The organism is Actinomadura harenae, assembly GCF_003696215.1.
In the GTDB taxonomy this organism is placed as follows: domain Bacteria; phylum Actinomycetota; class Actinomycetes; order Streptosporangiales; family Streptosporangiaceae; genus Spirillospora; species Spirillospora harenae.
In genome coordinates this window covers 1-18,151 of record NZ_RFFG01000132.1, presented here as the reverse complement: position 1 = coordinate 18,151, position 18,151 = coordinate 1, and the positions used below count along the sequence as shown (strand labels likewise).

19 protein-coding genes and 1 riboswitch are annotated in these 18,151 nt (G+C 73.0%); of the genes, 9 read left to right on the top strand and 10 right to left on the bottom strand.

Annotated features, from left to right (window positions below):
* Window positions 1–1,218, bottom strand: a 1,218-nt coding sequence (locus EBO15_RS38280; protein WP_147481848.1) for an AfsR/SARP family transcriptional regulator, incomplete at its 3' end; no start/stop codon positions are given.
* Between the two features lie 98 nt (window positions 1,219–1,316).
* Here EBO15_RS38280 and EBO15_RS38275 point away from each other — a divergent pair.
* From EBO15_RS38275 to EBO15_RS38265, 3 genes are all read left to right on the top strand, one after another.
* Window positions 1,317–2,192, top strand: coding sequence for an NAD(P)-dependent oxidoreductase (locus EBO15_RS38275; RefSeq protein ID WP_122199366.1), 876 nt, complete (start codon window positions 1,317–1,319; stop codon window positions 2,190–2,192).
* A gap of 135 nt (window positions 2,193–2,327) precedes the next feature.
* A complete protein-coding gene (locus EBO15_RS38270) occupies window positions 2,328–3,254 on the top strand; it encodes an aromatic prenyltransferase (RefSeq protein WP_122199365.1) in 927 nt (308 codons plus the stop codon).
* Between the two features lie 28 nt (window positions 3,255–3,282).
* A complete protein-coding gene (locus EBO15_RS38265) occupies window positions 3,283–4,056 on the top strand; it encodes an SDR family NAD(P)-dependent oxidoreductase (protein ID WP_122199364.1) in 774 nt (257 codons plus the stop codon).
* Between the two features lie 51 nt (window positions 4,057–4,107).
* On the opposite strand, the gene EBO15_RS38260 is transcribed toward EBO15_RS38265, so the two are convergent.
* A complete protein-coding gene (locus EBO15_RS38260) occupies window positions 4,108–5,529 on the bottom strand; it encodes a sensor histidine kinase (protein WP_233616746.1) in 1,422 nt (473 codons plus the stop codon).
* Between the two features lie 264 nt (window positions 5,530–5,793).
* Here EBO15_RS38260 and EBO15_RS38255 point away from each other — a divergent pair, with 264 nt between their 5' ends.
* Window positions 5,794–6,750 (top strand): hypothetical protein, encoded by a 957-nt coding sequence (locus EBO15_RS38255; RefSeq protein WP_122199362.1) that lies wholly within the window; start codon window positions 5,794–5,796, stop codon window positions 6,748–6,750.
* A gap of 84 nt (window positions 6,751–6,834) precedes the next feature.
* Here EBO15_RS38255 and EBO15_RS38250 read toward each other — a convergent pair whose 3' ends face one another.
* Window positions 6,835–7,167, bottom strand: coding sequence for a YidH family protein (locus EBO15_RS38250; RefSeq protein ID WP_122199361.1), 333 nt, complete (start codon window positions 7,165–7,167; stop codon window positions 6,835–6,837).
* Between the two features lie 98 nt (window positions 7,168–7,265).
* Entirely contained in the window at window positions 7,266–7,754 is a 489-nt protein-coding gene (locus EBO15_RS38245; protein WP_122199360.1) for a DUF2231 domain-containing protein, read from the bottom strand.
* A gap of 300 nt (window positions 7,755–8,054) precedes the next feature.
* Between EBO15_RS38245 and EBO15_RS38240 the strand changes: the two genes are divergently transcribed.
* Complete coding sequence (locus EBO15_RS38240; RefSeq protein WP_199745088.1) at window positions 8,055–8,867, top strand: COG4705 family protein; 813 nt, start codon at window positions 8,055–8,057, stop codon at window positions 8,865–8,867.
* 155 nt (window positions 8,868–9,022) lie between these two features.
* The gene (locus EBO15_RS38235; protein WP_122199359.1) at window positions 9,023–9,589 is read left to right on the top strand and encodes a DUF4142 domain-containing protein; all 567 of its coding nucleotides are present in this window, start codon (window positions 9,023–9,025) and stop codon (window positions 9,587–9,589) included.
* Window positions 9,590–9,605: 16 nt separating this feature from the next.
* Here the strand turns inward: EBO15_RS38235 and EBO15_RS38230 are convergent, their stop codons facing one another.
* Window positions 9,606–9,920 carry a hypothetical protein gene (locus EBO15_RS38230; RefSeq protein ID WP_122199358.1) on the bottom strand — a complete coding sequence of 105 codons (315 nt, stop codon included), beginning with the start codon at window positions 9,918–9,920 and terminating at the stop codon, window positions 9,606–9,608.
* 302 nt (window positions 9,921–10,222) lie between these two features.
* Between EBO15_RS38230 and EBO15_RS38225 the strand changes: the two genes are divergently transcribed.
* On the top strand, window positions 10,223–10,411 hold the full coding sequence (locus EBO15_RS38225) for a hypothetical protein (protein WP_122199357.1): 189 nt from the start codon (window positions 10,223–10,225) through the stop codon (window positions 10,409–10,411).
* Window positions 10,412–10,418: 7 nt separating this feature from the next.
* Here the strand turns inward: EBO15_RS38225 and EBO15_RS38220 are convergent, their stop codons facing one another.
* From EBO15_RS38220 to EBO15_RS38200, 5 genes are all read right to left on the bottom strand, one after another.
* Window positions 10,419–11,276, bottom strand: a complete 858-nt coding sequence (locus EBO15_RS38220) for an MOSC domain-containing protein (RefSeq protein WP_122199356.1) — start codon at window positions 11,274–11,276, stop codon at window positions 10,419–10,421.
* Window positions 11,277–11,323: 47 nt separating this feature from the next.
* Window positions 11,324–12,787, bottom strand: coding sequence for a catalase (locus EBO15_RS38215; protein WP_122199355.1), 1,464 nt, complete (start codon window positions 12,785–12,787; stop codon window positions 11,324–11,326).
* Between the two features lie 40 nt (window positions 12,788–12,827).
* Window positions 12,828–13,169, bottom strand: coding sequence for a thioredoxin family protein (locus EBO15_RS38210; RefSeq protein WP_122199369.1), 342 nt, complete (start codon window positions 13,167–13,169; stop codon window positions 12,828–12,830).
* 89 nt (window positions 13,170–13,258) lie between these two features.
* On the bottom strand, window positions 13,259–14,266 hold the full coding sequence (locus EBO15_RS38205; protein WP_233616745.1) for an NAD(P)/FAD-dependent oxidoreductase: 1,008 nt from the start codon (window positions 14,264–14,266) through the stop codon (window positions 13,259–13,261).
* A 115-nt stretch (window positions 14,267–14,381) separates the two neighbouring features.
* Window positions 14,382–15,155 (bottom strand): helix-turn-helix domain-containing protein, encoded by a 774-nt coding sequence (locus EBO15_RS38200; RefSeq protein WP_233616744.1) that lies wholly within the window; start codon window positions 15,153–15,155, stop codon window positions 14,382–14,384.
* Window positions 15,156–15,235: 80 nt separating this feature from the next.
* On the opposite strand from EBO15_RS38200, the gene EBO15_RS38195 reads away from it, so the two are divergent.
* Window positions 15,236–15,667 (top strand): nuclear transport factor 2 family protein, encoded by a 432-nt coding sequence (locus EBO15_RS38195; RefSeq protein ID WP_233616743.1) that lies wholly within the window; start codon window positions 15,236–15,238, stop codon window positions 15,665–15,667.
* A 97-nt stretch (window positions 15,668–15,764) separates the two neighbouring features.
* Window positions 15,765–15,913: riboswitch (adenosylcobalamin (AdoCbl) riboswitch) on the top strand.
* A 54-nt stretch (window positions 15,914–15,967) separates the two neighbouring features.
* A partial coding sequence (locus EBO15_RS38190) for a prenyltransferase/squalene oxidase repeat-containing protein (protein ID WP_122199353.1) occupies window positions 15,968–18,151 on the top strand: 2,184 nt, incomplete at its 3' end.

Sequence of the window (18,151 nt, the reverse complement as noted above, 5' to 3'; positions counted from 1 at the left end):
CCCCGCCTCCAGCGGCGGCACGGCCCGTACACGCTCGCCCGCGACGCCGAGCGGCTCCCGCGACGTCGCGAGGACGGTCAGCCCGGGCGCCGCCGCCAGCAGCCGTCCGGCCAGGTCGGCGACGGCGTCCACGACGTGCTCGCAGTTGTCGAGGACGAGCAGCGTCCGGTGCGGGCGCAGCGCCGCCGCCAGCCGCTCGACGGGCGGGGACGCGTCGGTCCCGTCCCGGTGCCCGAGCACCCCGGCGACCAGGTCGGCCAGCTCGGACGCGTCGCGCGGGCGGCCCCCGGCCAGCTCCACCAGCCACGTCCCGTCCGGGTACTCCCGGGCCGACCGCGCCGCGACCTCCACGGCCAGCCGGGTCTTGCCGACCCCTCCCGGCCCGGTGAGCGTGACCAGCCGTTCGCCGCGCAGCGCCGCCCGCGCCTGCGCGACGTCCCGCTCCCGCCCGATGAGGTCGCCGATGGTCGCGGGCAGGTTGGAGGCCGGGCGCGCCGGTTCCGGCTCGTCCGCCTGCCGCAGGATCGACCGGTGCAGCTCGGCCAGCGCGGGGCTCGGATCGACGCCCAGCTCCTCGGCGAGGAGCCGCCGCAGCGCCTCGTAGTCGGCGAGCGCCTCGGCCTGCCGTCCGGCGCGGTACAGCCCGCGGATGTGCGCCGCGCGCAGCCGCTCCCTCAGCGGATGCCGGGCGACGACCTCGGCCAGGGCCGGGAACTCGCCGATCTCCAGCCGGGCCTCGGCCTGCTCCTCGATCGCGGTGAGCCGGGCCTCTTCCAGGGCCGTCCCGGCGTACATGTCGAAGAATTCGGCGTACACAGGCCCGCGCCAGAGGGCTAGGGCCTCGTCGAACAGCTTCGCTCGCGTGCGCGCGTCCGCTTCATCTCGTGCGCGCGCGACCAGGTCGGTGAACTCCCGCGCGTCCGTGGCGTCCGCGGCGAGCGCGTAGCCGGGCGGTTGTGAGCGGACGAGCCCGCGTCCCCCGGGTTCGGCGTCCTCCAAGACCTTCCGCAGTTGGGAGACCCGCGCCTGCAACGTCCCCGAAGGATTACGCGGCGGACGCTCCCCCCACAGCTCCTCGACAAGCCGATCGGACGAGACGACCCCGCCCTCGGCGGCCAGCAACACCACGAGCAGAAGCCGCACCTTGGCCTCGGGCACCCGGACGGGGTCGCCACCGTCCGTCCACACCGCGAGCGGCCCGAGCACCCCGAAACGCATGAGCACCAGCCTACGGACCAATCCGTAGTGCACCGGAAGGGAATCCGTAGCGCTCCGCCCGAAGCTGGGGTCATCCACGAGAATCAAGGAGATACACCATGTCGGTAACCGTCATCGGGCTCGGCTCCATGGGCACGCGTATGGCCGAGGTCTTCCTGGAGAAGGGCCACGAGGTCACGGTCTGGAACCGGACGACGGCCAAGGCCGAGCCGCTCGGCGCCAAGGGCGCGACCGTCGCGGGGAGCGCCGCCGAGGCCCTCGCCGCCAACGAGCTCGTCGTCTTCAGCCAGACCCACTACGACGCGATGTACGCGTCCCTGAAGGGCGCCGAGCACGCGCTCGCCGGACGCGTCCTGGTCAACCTCAGCTCCGGCAGCCCGGAGGAGGTCCGCGAGGCCGCGAAGTGGGCCGAGTCCCACGGCGCGCAGCTGCTGCCCGGCGGCATCATGACCCCCGTCCCCGGCATCGGGACGCCCGCCGCCGAGACCTACATCGCCGGTCCCGAGGCGGCCCTCGAGCGGCACCGCGCGACCCTCGCCGCGATCACCGACACGTCCTACGTCGGCGCGGACCCGGGCCTCGCGGCGCTGTACTACCTCGCCGGGTTCTACCTGTTCGCCGCCGTCCTCGGCGGGTTCATGCAGGCCGCGGCCCTGGTCGCCAGCGCGGGCGTCACCCCGCGCGACTACGCCGAGGTCGCCGCCCCGATCGTCCGGAGCATCGGCGAGGACGGCGCGATGGGCTTCGTGAAGATCTGCGCCGAGCAGATGACGACCGGCACCTACCCGGGCGCCGCCGACACGGTGCTCATGGAGGCGATCAGCGTCGGCCACGTCATCGAGGCCGCCCGCGCCGCCGGCGTCGACGCGTCGCTCCCGGAGGCCCTCAAGGGCATGTTCGACCGCGCCCTCGCCGAGGGCCACCAGGACGAGGGCATGGCGGCCCTCTACGAGGTCATCCGCGCCACCGCCTGACGCGGGCGGTCGGCCACCCGGTTCCGCCACGGACACGGCCACGATCGTGGTGGAATCGGGTGGTTTCTCCCTGGGGTGGATTCTCCCTAGAGTGTGGGATCCGGCTCGATTGTCGTCCCCGCCGATCGGAGTCCCATGACCACTTCCCACCGGTTCTCTCCCGGGCAGTTCCTTCTCGATGCGAAGGCGACGGCGGACGCCATCGACGCGCCCTACTCGGAGGCGGCCACGCGGGCCGTCCTCGACGCCTACCCGGACGGGTTCCGGGACGGCGCGGTGCTCTGGCGCACCAACGACCGCCCCGGCGGCCCGCTCAACTACCGCTTCTACGAGCGCCGTCCCACCGACTCGGTCGGCACGGCCGTCCGCGCCGGACTCCTGGACGCCGACCACCCGATGATCCCGCTGATCACGTCCTGGAGCTCGCTGTACGGCGCCGCGTCCACCGAGCTCGTCGACTTCGACGCCGAACGCGGGATCGCGAAGACCTGGATCTTCCTGGGCGGCAGGCGCCCCGTCGGGGAGGTGCTGGGCGCGTCCGGCGTCCCGGAGGTCCTCCGGGGGCACGAGGAGCGGTTCCGCGAGCTGGGCCTGACGTCCGTGCGGCACGTGGCCGTCGACTACCTGGCGAACACCGCGAACCTCTACTTCAGGACGTCCAGGCGGCTCACCCGGGACGTCGCCGCCGACCTGGTCTCCCTCGCCGGCGGGAACCCGCCGTCCCCGGAACTCCTCGCGGACATGATCGAGTTCACCCCGGGCGACGGCCACACCTTCAACGTCACGGTGCGCCCGTCCGACGGGCTGATCGAACGCGTCGGCGTCTACGCCCTCAGGCTGCCGCCCGGACGCTACCCGGCCCTCAACGACCGCCTGGCCACGTTCTTCCGCTCCTCCCCGTCCCGCGACGACGAGGAGATGAACGCCGTGGCCTGGTCCTTCGGCCGCGGCGGCCGCGACTACGTCAAGGCCGAGCACAGCTACACCGGCGGCCTGGTCGCCCTCATGAAGACCTGGAACAGCCCGATGACCGCCACCCAGGGCCCCGCGATCCCTGGATGACCTCCCCGCCGCGCGGGACACTCCGTACATGATCAACACGTCTTCGGGTCTGCTGTCCGGCAAGGTCGCCTTCGTCACCGGCGCGGGACGCGGCATCGGCGCCGCGTCGGCGCGCCTGTTCGCCCGCGAGGGCGCCCGCGTCATGCTCGCCGCCCGCACGCGCGACCAGCTCGCCGAGGTCGCCGAGGGGATCCGCGCGGACGGCGGCGACGCCGCGCACGTCGAGTGCGACATGGCCGACCCGGACAGCGTCCGCGCGGCCGTCGACCGCGCCGTCGAGGTGTTCGGACGCCTCGACGTCGCGTTCAACAACGCCGCGGCGACCACCCCGGCCGCGTCCTTCGAGGACACCACCGCCGACGACTTCGACGTCCTCTACACCGTCAACCTCAAGGGCCAGTGGCACGCCATGAAGGCCGAGGTCGCCGCCATCCGCGCGACCGCAGGACGCGGCGCGATCGTCAACAACTCCAGCGTCGGGAGCCTGCGCGGCAACCCCGTCCTCCCGGCCTACGGGGCGCTGAAGCGCGCCCTCAACAGCCTGACCGAGACGGCCGCCGTCGCCTACGGCCCCGAGGGCGTCCGCGTCAACGCGATCGCGCCGGGCACGACCCTCACCGAACCGGTCACCACCTGGGACGAGCGCTCCCCGGGCGTCATCGAGGGCCTCAACGCCCGGACCCCGCTGGGCCGCGCCGCCGAGCCGGACGAGATCGCCGAGGCGGCCGCCTGGCTGCTCAGCGACCGCGCCTCCTACGTCACCGGCGTGACCCTCCCCGTGGACGGCGGCCGCGCCGCCTGACCGCCCGCACACCTGCCCCCCGCCCGCATACCGGGCCCCGCCCCGCACCCGTCAGGTCGCCTCGGTGTCGACTCCCGGGGGTGGGGCCAGGGGGAGGCGCATGACGAAGCGGGCGCCTCGCGGGCTGTCGGCGGCGCGCAGGTCGCCGCCGTAGATGCGGGCGATCTCCCGCGCGATGGGCAGGCCGAGGCCCGTGCCCGCCGGGTCGCGGCGCTGCGACTCGGCGAGCCGGGCGAACCGCTCGAAGACGCGTTCGCGGGCGTCCTCCGGGATGCCCGACCCGTCGTCGCGGACCTCCAGGACGGCGTCCCCGCCGTCCCGTCCCACGATGACCTCGATGCCCGTCTCGGCGTGCCGCTCGGCGTTGTTGAGCAGGTTGCCGAGGACGCGGCTGAGCCGGACGTGCGCGCCCATCACCTCCACGCCGTCCTCGAGCCGGGTCGTGACCGGCACCCGCCACGGGCGCGCGCCGACCTCGCGCCGGGTCAGATCCGCGAGGTCCACCCGCTCCAGGGCGACGGGCGAACGGGCGTCCAGCCGCGACAGTTCCAGCAGGTCGGCGACGATGTCGTTGAGCCGCGCGGTGTCCCGCAGCGCGCCCCGGACCATCGGCTTCCACGCGTAGTCGTCCGGTTCGTCCAGCGCGACCTCCAGCCGGGTGTGCAGGCCCGCGATCGGGTTGCGCAGGTCATGGGACGCCTCGGAGACGAACCGCCGCTCCCGGTTGGTGGCCTGCTCCAGCCGCTCCAGCGCGTCGTTCACCGTGACGGCCAGCTCCTGGATCTCCCCGCCGCTCCGCGGCACCGGCACCCGCCGCCCGAGCTCCCGCAGCCCCCTGTTGGTGATCTCGGCCAGTTGCCGCCGGATCGCCTCGACCGGACGGAACGCGTCGCCGATCGTCCGCCACGTCCACCACGACATGAGCAGCAGCAGCGCGAGCGCGATCGCGGTGCCCTCCAGGTACAGGCGCGGCCTGGTCAGCGCCGGGTCGACCTTGTCGGCGACGTACACGACCGGGGCCCTCGGGAACTGCGCCCCGCCGACGCGCAGGCCGACCAGCTCGACACAGGACGGCAGGAACGGCTGGCACGCGGTCTTGCCGATCAGCAGGTCCGCCATCCGCGGCGCGGTCGGGTTCAGCGGCGGGCTGCCCTGGAGATCCGGCGACGCGGCGACGATGTGCCCGCCCGGCTCGACGATCTGGATCAGCTTCGCCTCGCCCGGCCCCGGGGTCACGGCCGTCAGGCCCTCCCCGAGGGTGAGGTCGTAGAGGACGCGCTGCAACGTGGCGGACGCGTGCTGCCGCGCGGAGAACTGGCCCGTGTACGCCAGTAGCTGCACCGCCAGCACCGTCGCCAGCGCCAGCACCGACCCCGACAGGACGACCGTGATCACCGTGGCGCGGCCGCGCACCGAGATGAACGCCCGCAGCAGCCACCGCAGCAGCCGGCTCTCCTCGGGGTCCTTGCCCACGCGTCCTCCGCAGGGTGGCCGGGCGTCCCGGCGAGCGACCGAGGACGAGGCCGGAAACGGTGACCGCCCCTGTCTAGCCGACGGGACGGCGGTGCTTCGACCCGTCGGCGGGCCATATTGCGGAACCATTGGGACGGGTTGACCGGACTCCACCGGCGGCGCGCCGGGCACGGCGCCGCCGCAGGTCCCGCGCGAGGCGCGTCCTATAGCCTGGCGCGCACGGAGGCCGGGCGCCCGTCGTCCCGCCCGGCCGGGGGAGCGAGCGTGAACGGTCAGCCGAAGGATCCGGTCTCCCGGGACGCCGAGCGCTTCGGGACGTTCGCCGCCGCCGGCGGCTGGACGTTCGGGCTCCTGGTCGCGAGGAGCGTCACCAGGGACGAGCCCACCGGGGACGGCAAGGTCCCGGCGAAGGCGTTCGCCGAACGCGCCGGATGCGGCGTCGCGCGCGTCGACCGGCACTGGAGGGCGTGGCGGGCCGCCGCCGACGACGGCCTCGTCCCGGACGCCGCGACCCTCGCCCCCGGCGCCGAGACCGACCTGCCCGAGGCGGACCTCTGGCCCGCCTACTACGCGGCGCCCGGATCGTCCGGCGAGAAGGGGCAGCGGGTCGTCGCGGAGGCCGAGGCGATCGGCGCGAGCCACCGGAAGGCGCTGGAGATCACCGGTCACCGTCCCGCGATGCGGGCCGCGATCCTCGGCGACCGGCTCACCGCCGACGCCGCCCGGGAGGCGCTGCTCTCCCGTCCGGAGGAACGCGCCGCGACCATCTCCCGCGCCCTGGCCGACCCCGAGGCCAGGAAGGTCGCGAAGGCCGAGCAGCGCCGCGCCGACCACCTGGAGTACGTGTCCCGCGTCCTGGACGAGGGGACGGCCCGGACCCCCGGCGGGCAGGTCGTGGCGCTCGACCTGTCGCCGGTCGTCCTCGCCGACGAGCGGCTCGCCCGCGTCCGCGGGGACGAGCCCGGCGGCGAGGCCGTGGACGACGCCTACGAGTTCGTCCGGGAGCTCGTCGACCGCGCCGTCCAGGCCGACCCGGACGCGTTCGTCCGCGAGCAGCGGGCGAAGTTCGCGCGGACGCTGTCGGCGACGTCCAGGAACATCCTGGCCATCGACCCCGACGACCTGCTCGCCGTCGCGGACGAGACGCTCGTGGAGCACCTCGCCGAGCTCCAGTCCCGGGTGAACGACCTGGCCGCGACCCTGAGGTCCGTCTGCGTCTGACCACCGCGCGAGCCACCGCGCGAGCCACCGCGCGAGCCACCGCGCGAGCCACCGCGCGAGCCACCGCGCGAGCCACCGGGTGAGCTACCGCGCGAGGGCGAGCAGGGCGACGAGCCCGGCGCCGATGACGAGCGTCAGCGCCAGGAAGACCGACGGCAGGTGGTGGCCGGGCAGCGGCGCGTCGCTCCGCAGGGCCCGCTCGTTGACGCGCCAGTGCCGGTAGACCAGCGGCGTCATGACGATGCCGCCGAGGACGGCCAGCCCGACGGTCAGCGCCCGCAGCCACGCGTACCGGTGCTCGACGCCGAGCTGGCTCAGCGCGGCGCCGCCGACGATGAACGCCAGGCACGTCCGCATCCAGGCCAGGTAGGTGCGCTCGTTCGCGAGCAGGTACCGGGCGTCGGGCTTCTCCTCCACCGCCCGGGCATTCCCGCCCGGCCTCCCGGTGACGCGCCGGGGCGGAAGCCTTGGCCCGCCGTTGGAGCGAGAGTTGCCGAACGCGGGGAAAGGCGGGGCTATCGGCCGGACCGCTCCTGGCCGACGTCGTGCCAGGTGGCCTTGGCCCCGCTGTGCCCGATCCGGACGACCTGGACGCCCGTCGCGGCGGACGCCCCGACGGTGAGGACGGCGGCGACGACGGTGACGGCGGTGGCCCAGCGGGGAGCGGAGGCCGCGCGGCGGGAGTACCAGGCGACGGCCACGATGACGGCCAGGGCCAGCCAGAGACCGGCGACGAAGGGGAGCAGCCCGTCGGCGAGCTCGGCGTGCTTCTCCACGAGCGCCGAGTGCGGCACCCGCTTCTCCAGGCCCTCGCCGCTGGACGTGGCCATCGGCACGGACACGGCCCCGAGGGTGGTCAGGCCGAGGACCCAGGGGGCGGCGACCCGGCGCGCCCGCGGCCACAGCGCCACGACGAGCCCGGCCAGCGCGACCAGGGGGATCAGGAAGACGACGAGGTGGACGACCAGCGGGTGGACGGGCAGTCCCCAGACGGTGGCGGGCATTCGGGATCCTTCGGAGTGGGGCGGCAGGGGGAGTCGGGAGTCGGGAGTCGTCAGGCGGGGGCGGGGTGGTGACCTCCAGCAGTGAACCCCGCGCCCCGGCCCGGCGCCTCCTTTCAGGAAGGTTTCAGAGGATCTTCATAGGGACCCGGAGCCCCCGAATATGTTCTACGCACTTGTAGAAATATCCGTGCCCGGCCGCTCGCGCGCTGCTACCTTCGGTCGCCGTACGTAGTCGGGGCGACTCGGGGCGTGATGGCTCCGATGATCGGAGCGCGCATGTCGGCGGGGATGCTCGATGGCTTGACGGTACGGAAGCTTCCGCAGGTCACGGCCCTCTTCTGGGCCCTCAAGATCGTCGCGGTGACGCTGGGGGAGACGGCCGGGGACCTGGTCGGGATCACCCTGGGGCTCGGCTACGTCGCCACGGAGGCGCTCTTCCTCACGGGCTTCCTGGCCGTGCTGGCGGTCCAGGTCGCGTCGTTCCGGTACCGCCCGGCGGTGTTCTGGACGGTCGTGCTCGGCACCAGCATGGTCGGCACCGAGATGTCCGACCTCCTCGACCGAGGCCCCGGCCACGGCTCCGCCACCGACGGGCTCGGCTACGGCTGGGGCGCCCTGCTCCTGTCGACGCTGCTCGCCCTCGTCTTCGCCGTCTGGTGGCGCACGGGGCAGAGCCGCGACGTCGAGAGCATCGGCACCCGCACGGGCGAGGCCCTCTACTGGGCCGCGATCCTGGTCTCGAACACCCTCGGCACCGCCAGCGGCGACTGGCTCTCGGACGACACCGGCCTCGGCTTCCGCGACGCCTTCCTGCTCATCGCCGCGCTCATGGCCGTCCTCGTCGCCGTCCACCACCTGACCGGCGTGAACACCACGCTGCTGTTCTGGGTCGCGTTCGTCCTCACGCGTCCGCTGGGCGCGGCGGGCGGCGACGCGCTCATCAAACCGGTGGACGAGGGCGGGCTCGGCTGGGGGACGCTCTGGGGCTCGGCGGCGCTGTCCGTCCTGCTCATCGCCCTGATCGTCCACCAGACCCGCCGCGTCGCGCCCCCCGCCCGCGGCGGACGCGATTCCTCCCAGGGCGCCGAGTACCGGTTCGGCGAGGGGACCTGAGGAGGCGCCAGGCCCTGTGCGGCCGCCGTTCCGCGCGTCCTCTCGACCGGGCGGACGGGCGTGTGCCCTGGTCAGGGCGGGTTTAAAACACGCGTTTCGGTCAGATCACAAGGGGAGGGGAGGTAGTGCGGTGCGGCGAGTCAGGAGATCGGATCATGCTGTCCATCACCCGGTGGCCGGCGGTCGTGGCCGCCGCCGCGGCGATCGTGACGACGGGGACGGCGTGCGGGGCCTACCAGCAGCGCCGGCAGGCCGCCGTGCCCGCGACCTCGTCCGTCGCGTCCTCGCCCCGTGATCTCTCCGCGCAGGACAAGACCTGGCTCGCCCAGGCCCACCAGGGCAACGTCGCCGAGATCGAGGCCGGGCAGCTCGCCCAGGACAAGAGCGGCAGCCCGCAGATCCAGTCGGAGGCGGCGACGCTGGTGACCGACCACACCCAGCTGGACCAGGCGGTCGTCAGCACCGCCGAACGGTTCCAGGTGGGCCTGCCGGGCGAGCCCACGGCCGACCAGGCCGCCCAGCAGGAACAACTCGGCGCGATCACGGGAGCGGCCTTCGACAACCAGTTCATCGCCTACCAGATCAGCGGGCACGAGCAGGCCCTGGCGGGGACGAACACCGAGGTGGCCCAGGGCTCCGACCCGACCGTCCGGGCGCTGGCCCGGCAGGCCGTCCCCGTCATCCAGAGGCACCTGGCCATGCTCAAGCAGGGCCGGCACTAGCCGGACGGGCGCGGCGTCACTCGCCGATCTCGTACGTGCACTCGTGGCCGACGATCTTCTCCGGGTAGTCGCGAAGGTCGACGCTCCGGCAGTGGGCCGATCCCAGCAGCGGGACGGCGATCTTGACCCTGCCCTCGAAGCGGCCGCGCGTCGGGGAGCCCGGGGCGGCCTCGCAGTTCTGGCCGACGGCCTCCGCCGGACGGCCGAGGGAGGAGGAGAGTCCCGAGCACTCGTAGGACGCCGTCCGCTCGACGGCGGCCCCAGCGGGCGCCGCCGCGGCCACCGGTCCCGCGACGAGACCGGCGGCCAGGATGATCGGAGCGGTTTTCATGGATGCCCTCCCGATGTCTTCACGACAAGTGTTCAACTCATCGCACACGGTAGCGATCGACGGGTCTCCGCACCCCCGATCGGCCGCCGTGTCGCGGACGCGCCGGTCCGGCGTGCGGACGCGCTGATCCCGCGTGCGGACGCGCCGAACGATCCGGCGGAAGGGCATCGGGCGTGACCTAGGGTGTGGTGGCCGGCGGGCCCCTCGAGGCGACCCCGCTTGGATAATGAAGTGCGCAATTGCTAATTTTGGCAATTACCGGCCCGGGTGAGGCCGCCGCACACCCAGCACAAGGAGCCCCGATGGCCTTCAAACGCCCCTCCTTCCTGCCCACCCTGGACGAGCTGGAGGACCAGGCGCAGCGCCGCTCCGTCGAGGGCGCGACCCCCAAGGGCCAGTTCGACCACCCCACGGCCAAGTACATCTTCTTCGCCGGCCTCGTCCTGGTCGTCGTCGGCCACGCCGCCGGAGCGTTCTTCCTGTTCCTCTGACGTCGTCCTACACGGGCCGCGGTTCGTCGAGCTGGGAGTCGGTCCAGGCGGTGACCGTCACCACGTCGCCCACCGCGATCCTGCCGGGACGCAGGACCGAGAACTTGGCGCCGAACGCCACGCCGCCCGCCGCCGCGCGCCGATACGTGGCGAGCGTGCGGAGCGGCTCGGGACCGGCCTTGCCGCCGCTCCGCTGATCGACCAGCGTGACGGCGCACCGGATCGCGAGCTTGGCGTAGGCGAGTTCGGCGGCGCCGACGACGACGCGGTCCGCGCGGTCCTCCAAGTGCGGCTCGTCCCATCCGTCGATCACGATGTTCGGGCGGAAGCGGGACATCGGCACCGGCGGCCCGTCCACCCGCCGGTTCAGCTCGTCCAGCGTGGCCCGGGAGAGGACGTGCACGGGGCTGCTGTCGGCGAAGCCGGAAGTCCCGGCCGTCCGGCCGTCGGTGACCCTGTCGTGCTCCGGCGGCACCCGCACCAGCCTGCTCGCCGCGCCGAGCACCGAGGACAGCCACTCGGCGGCGGCGTCCCCCTGGTCGACGGCCCGGAAGCCCTGGCCGAACAGCTCCACGTCCCGGCGGGGCGAGTCCAGATCGACCGCGATGTCCAGGGCCTCGTATCCGGGCGCGCTGAGCGTGAGCCGCTCGCCGCCGCCACTGTCGCCGTCGCCGTCGCCGATCCCGGGCCGGACGAGCGCCAGCCGCGGATCCCGCCGCTGGCTGCGGAACCTCCCGTTCGCGTCGACCACCATGAAGGCGCGGTCGTGGGCCGGTCCCGCCCCGGTCAGCACCGCCTCGCCCGACGAGACACCGGCACAACCCTTGACCGGGTATGAGACCAGCTCACCGACCACGGCCGTCATCGTTCTCCCTTCCGTTTCAACCGCAGGTCCGCCGCTGGCGACGGGCCTCAGGGCCTGCCCGCCGCCAGCGCCTCGACCGCCTTGCGGACGCCCTCGCCGTAGGCCGGGTCGGCCTGGGCGCAGTTGGCGATGTGCCGCTCGATGGTCGCCCGCGAGGCGCCGTCGATCGACCGCGCGGTGTTCTCGAAGAGCACCCGCTGCTGCTCGGGGGACATGTTCCGGAACAGGATCCCGGGCTGCTCGAAGTAGTTGTCGTCGTCCTCGCGGAAGTCGAACCGGTCGGCGACCGCACCGACGGCCTGGCTCGGGGCGCGGTAGGCAGGCTCCTCCTGCCAGCGGCCGTACGAGTTCGGCTCGATGCCCGGCGTCCCGCCCTGGTTGCCGTCGACGCGCATGGCTCCGTCGCGGTGGTAGGAGTTCGCCGGGTTCTTCGGCGTGTTGACCGGGATCTGGTGGTGGTTCACCCCCAGGCGGTACCGCTGGGTGTCGCCGTAGGAGAACAGCCGCCCCTGCAGCATCTTGTCGGGCGAGAAGCCGATGCCCGGAACCACGTTGGCCGGGGTGAAGGCGGCCTGCTCCACGTCGGCGAAGTAGTTGCCGGGGTTGCGGTTCAGTTCCCACTCGCCGACCTCGATCAGCGGGTAGTCCTTCTTCGACCACACCTTGGTGAGGTCGAACGGGTGGTACCTGTAGCCGGCGGCGTCGGCCTCCGGCATGATCTGGACGCAGAGCGTCCACCTCGGGAAGTCACCGTTCTCGATCGCGTCGAACAGGTCGCGCTGGTGGGACTCCCGGTCCCTGCCGACCAGCGCCTCGGCCTCCGCGTCGGTGAGGTTCCTGATGCCCTGCCGGGTGCGGTGGTGGAACTTCACCCAGAACCGCTCGCCCTCGGCGTTGATGAGGCTGAAGGTGTGCGAACCGAAGCCGTGCATGTGGCGGTAGGACGCCGGGATGCCCCGATCCGACATCACGATCGTGACCTGGTGCAGCGCCTCCGGAAGGTTGGTCCAGAAGTCCCAGTTGTTCTCGGGGTCGCGCAGGTTGGTGCGTGGGTCCCGCTTCACCGCGTGGTTGAGGTCGGGGAACTTCAGCGGGTCGCGATGGAAGAACACCGGGGTGTTGTTGCCGACGAGGTCCCAGTTGCCTTCGTCGGTGTAGAACTTGACCGCGAAGCCCCTGATGTCCCGTTCGGCGTCGGCGGCGCCGCGCTCGCCCGCGACGGTCGAGAAGCGGGCGAACAGCTCGGTCTTCTTGCCGACCTCGGAGAAGATCTTGGCGCTGGTGTACCGCGTGATGTCGCCCGTCACCGTGAAGGTGCCGAACGCGCCCGACCCCTTCGCGTGCATCCGGCGTTCCGGGATGACCTCGCGGTCGAAGTGGGCGAGCTTCTCCAGGAACCACACGTCCTGGAGGAGCATCGGGCCGCGGGGGCCCGCGGTCAGGGAGTTCTGGTTGTCGGGGACCGGCGCGCCGGCGACGGTGCTCAGCGGCCTCTGGTCGTTCTCAGGCAAGGTTCTCTCTCCTCAGCGGATCGTTCGGGTGACGTCGGAGTCAGCGCAGGTAGGCGGCGAGTCGCTTCTCCAGGGCGTTCTTGGGGGCAGCCCCGACCCACGACTCCTTGATCTGGCCGTCCACATAGACGATGAACGCGGGGACCCCGGAGATCCGGTGCTGGATCGTCAGTGCCTCCTCCTCGTCGATGTCGACCTTGACCACGTCCAGCCGGTCCGCGTGCTCGGCGGCCAGCTCCTCCACGATCGGGGTGACCCGGCGGCACGGCGCGCACCAGGTGGCCCAGAACTGGATCAGGACCGGCTTCTCCGCCTGCAGCACGCGGGTGGGGAAGGTCTGCTCGGTGACGCTGTCCACGGGGACGGCGGGTTGTGCGGGCATGGTGAAGATCTCCTTGTTGCGGACAGGTCCCGGCACGCCGGGTTTCGCGGCGCGTGCCGGTGTCTTTCGGGGAGGCCGGGCTCGGCGATCTACCGCAGCGCGGCGGGGAGGTGATGAGGGGCATGGGGAGCGGTGCCCGTGGCGCGGTAGTCCTCGACGGCCCGTTCGGCCTCCTCGTCCACCAGGTCATGGTTGATGGCGAACGCGGCCGCCGCGCCCTGGCCGGCCGCGGTGACCGCCTGGGCCCTCGGATCCCGGACGTTGCCGGCCGCCCACACCCCGGGGACGCCGGTACGCCCCGAGGCGTCGGTGACCACCCAGCCGTCAGCGCTCCTCTCGCACCCCAGGCCGGTCAGCAACGCGTCGTGGGGCACCATGCGCGGGAAGACGAACACCGCGCGCCGAGGCACGACACGCCCCTCGGCGAGTTCGACCCCGCGCAGCCGGTCGCCGTCCACCACCAGCCACCTGACCCGGCCGTCGAGGATCGGGATGCCGCGAGCGGTCAGACGCTCGCGGTCACCGTCGGCCAGGTCCGAGGTGTGCGGCAGGAACACCACGTCGTCCGACCACTGGCGCAACAGCAGCGCCTGATGCACGGAGCCCGGACCGGTGCCCAGCACCCCGATCGGCTCGTCGCGGACCTCGTATCCGTGGCAGTACGGGCAGTGCAGCAGATCCCGCCCCCACCGCTCGCGCACTCCGGGGATCTCGGGCAGGTCGTCCCGCAGCCCCGTGGCCACCAGCACCCGGCGGGCCTTCAGGACCGGGCCGCCGGCCGGCCGCACGAGGAATCCGGCGGCGCCCTCGCGGTCCGCCTGGACGTGATCCACCCGGCCATCGATCAGCGGCACTCCGTACCGGGCCACCTCGGCCCGGCCCGCCTCCGCCAGCGCCGCCGGGGACATTCCGTCCCGGGTCAGAAAGCCGTGCGTGTGCGCGGCAGGGGCATGGCGGGGTGTCCCGCCGTCCACCACGACCACCCGGCGGCGGGCCCGTGCCAGCACCAGGGCCGCGTTCAGCCCGGCCACACCGCCCCCGACCACCACGACGTCGTTCATCGCATCGTTCGCTGCCACGGTCTTCCCGTCGCTCACGGCGATCACCTCCGCGGCCCAAGGTGCGCCCGAGGCTCGATCTCCGGCAACCTTCGTTGCCGTTTTCGGGAATCCGGGGTGGGAGGTGACGGCGGCGTCCGCCGCCGGGCTCGCGTCAGCCCGAGTGCTCGAAGTAGGCGGCGCTCTCCGCGTCCGCCGGGTAGTAGGACTCGATCGCGACCTCGTCGAGGGTGATGTCCATAGGGGTGCCGAACGTGGTGATGGTCGAGAACAGCCGTAGTTCTCGTCCGCCGATCCGGAGGAGCATCGGGATCACGACGTCGGCGTCGGCCGACAGGCTCACGTCGTCGTCGGAATCGGCCTCCAGCAGTTCGGCGGAGAGCGCGGCGAGTTCGGCGTCGGGCGCCACCGCGAGTTGACGCCGGATCCGGGAGCGGAACATCGTGCGCACGTCGGCGATATTGACGACCAGGGGAGCGAGACCGCGCGGGTCCAGTCCCAGCCGCACGAGGTTGACCGGCGGTCGCAGAAGGTCCGGATCGACGTCCTCGAAGAACGGCTCGACCGCGCGATTGGTCATGATGATGTTCCACCGCCGGTCGAAGGCCAGCGCGGGATACGGCTCGTGCGCGCGGAGCACCCTTTCGACGGCGCCCCGGGCGGCCGACAGCGCGTCGTCGCCGAGGGCCCGCTCGGTGTACCGGGGCGCGAAACCGGCCGCGAGCAGCAGCCGGTTGCGGTCGCGCAGCGGCACGTCGAGCTGGTCCGCGAGCCGCAGGACCATCGCGGCGCTCGGCTTGGACCTTCCTGTCTCGACCAGGCTGACATGGCGGGCCGAGACGTCGGCCGCGATCGCGAGATCGAGCTGGCTGAGCCGTCGGCGAAGCCGCCACTGCCGCAGGAGTTCCCCGACCGTCTGCACGGTCACCGACACTACTCGCCGTGGGACCGGGCGCAATGAAATGCGATTTCATCGACAACCGCGACCATCGCGGAAACACTGCCGCCATGACCGCAGAAATCACCATGGACAACGAGAGCGCGGACAACGAGAGCTTGGACAACAAGAGCGTTGTTCAACGCGCACTGACCGAATTCGTCGAGACGGGCAGCGCCTTCGTGCTCGAACCGCGGCTGAGCGACGACTTCGTCCACCATCGCCCGGACGGGACCTCCAAGACCAGGACCGAATGGCTCGCCGCCGTCGAGGCGGCGCTCACCCATCTCGAGGGCATGAGCCTCGAGGTCCGCCACCTGCTGGCCGACGGCGACCACGTCGTGATGCACTCGCGGCGCCGGCTCCCCGGCGACGGCCCGGAGATCACGGTCGTCGACATCTGGCGGGTCGAGGACGGCCTGATCGCCGAGTGCTGGGAGACCATCGAACCCGCCGCCCAGGCCCAGGCGAACCTGACCTGGTGGGATCCCGCCCGTCCCTGACCGCTCGCCCGGGCGCCCGGTGCCCCGGCGCGTTCGGGCGGAGCGATCGGGGCTTCACCCGCGTCCGGCCCGGTGGTACGCTCGGCGCCGTTTGATCACAAAAGAATAGCTCCGTCCGTTGTGAGGAAGCCGGTCGAAATCCGGCACTGTCGCGCAACCGTGGGTCACCTCTGAGGTGACGAGTCGGGTCCATCCGCGGACGGGTTCTGTCAGACCCACTGTCGCGAGAAGCAGGGGCGGGCACGAACGGCACCGGATCCGGGACCGTCCTCTCCTGCTTCTCCAGCAAAGGACGAGGGCGTGGACCGCACGTGGTGCAGGAAACGACAGAAGTTCGGGGTACTGGCCGCCGCAGCCGGTACCGCGTTCTCCGTGGCCGTCCCCGGCCTGGCCGGGACGGCGAGTGCCGCCGGGCCGCCGGTGACACGGGCCGCACCGCCGGCCTCGGCGCGGGCCGAGGCGTCGGCGGCGCGGGCCAACGCGCGCTGGCTGGCGCGCCAACTCGGCGCGGACGGCACGCTGCGCAACCCCAACGGCGGGACGCTGCCCGACCACGGGCTGATGATCGACACCCTGTTCGCGCTGCGCGCCGCCGGTGAGGGGAGGCTCGCCGACCCGATCGCCGCGTACCTGGACGACGGCAAGCACGCGACCGACTACTACACCTGGGACGGCCTCGTCCCGAACCAGGGCTACGACGCGGTGATCACCGGCGGCGCGGCCGCCAAGGTGCTGGTCGCCGCGGAGGCGTCGGGGCGCGATCCGCGCAGGTTCGGCGGCCACGACATGGTCGCCGAGGTCCAGGGCGCGATCATGCGCACCGGGCCGGACAAGGGACGCGTCAGCGACTACTCCAAGAACCCGGACCTGTCGAGCTCGGTCTACAACAACTCCAACATGTTCGGCCAGGCGCTCGGCGTGATCGGCCTGGCCGGGGCGGGCGAGAACGACCGGCTCGCGATCGACGCGCTGCTCTCCCAGCAGTGCTCGGACGGCTACTTCCGGATCTTCTTCGACCACACCTCGGACAACACCAGGCTCTCCACCTGCGACGAGGACAAGGCGTCCGGCAAGTCCGCGCCCGACGGCGACGCCACCGCGATGTCGCTGTCGGCCCTGCTGGCGGCCCGCAAGGCGGGGGCGACCGGCCTGGACGGCCCGATCGGCAGGACCGTCGCGTGGCTGAAGGGACGCCAGGCGGCGGGCGGCGGCTGGGGCGGCGGCGTCAGCACCGAGGCGCCCAACACCAACAGCACGGGCCTGGTCGTGCAGGCGCTCGCGGACGCGGGCGACGCGAAGGACGCCGTGGACAGGGGCACCGCCTACCTGAGGTCCGCCCAGGTCACCAGCGCGGACGCCGGAAACCGGCTCGCGGACCAGGTCGGCGCGATCGCCTACACGCCCGAGCAGTACCAGAGCGCCCGCGACAGCGGCATCACCGGCACCGACACGTGGGTCCGCGCCGGTGCGCAGGCTTCTCTCGGCCTGTCCCAGGTCGGCTTCTACGACCTGGCGAAGGGCAAGGTGCCGGGCGGAGGCGACGGCGGCGACCCCGGCGATGGCGACGGACCCGGCGGCACCCCGCCGCCCGGTGGCGGGGGCGACGGGAACCAGCCGTCCAGGCCGGGCGGGCAGCTCCCGTTGCCGAAGCCCAGGCCCGGCGCGAGCCCGCCGTCCGTGGCGCCGCCCAGCGGCCGGCACGGCTCGCCCGCGCCCCCACCGGGCGGGGGCAACGGCGGCGGTGACAAGAGGACGGCGAACCCGCAGAACAACCCCGTGGTGACACCGAAACAGACCCAGGCACAGGCCGCGCTCCCCGACCCGGCCGGACGGCTCGGCTCCTACCTGGCGGGCAAGCTCGTGGACGGCGACCACATCGAGGTCACCGAAGGCGGCCGGACCTACGTCGACTACGACGCCACCGCGGACGTCGTGTTCGCGCTCCGCTCGCTGGGCGAGCAGCCCGTCGCGGTCACGCGCGCGTCCCGGTTCCTGCTGACACCGGAGTCGGTGAAGGCGTACGCGTACGGCGTCCCGTACGAGAAGTCGGCGGCGGCGTACGCCGAGCCGCTCGCGAAGCTCCAGCTCATCGCGCGTTTCCTCCAGTTCGAGCCCGCCGCGCCCGCGGACCTCGCGACCACGGTCGCCGGGCTCCGCGACGGCCTCGCCCGGCTGCGCACCCCCCAGGGGCGCTTCGAGGACACGGGTTCCTTCGGCAGCGCCGACACGTCCGTCCGGCGGCAGGCGTGGGCGATCCTGGCGACCACGGCCGGAGCGTCCCCCGGGGACGCGGCCGTCCCGCTGCGCGTCCTGCTCGGGAGCCAGTGCACGGACGGCGCGTTCCCGGCCGTTCTCGGCGCCGCCACGTGCGCGACCGGTGACGTGACCGCGACGGCCGCCGCGATCGCCGCGCTCAACGCGGGGCCGCGCGGCGGCGTCGACGGGGTGGGCGACGCGTCCGCCGTCCAGGTCGCGGCCAGGCTG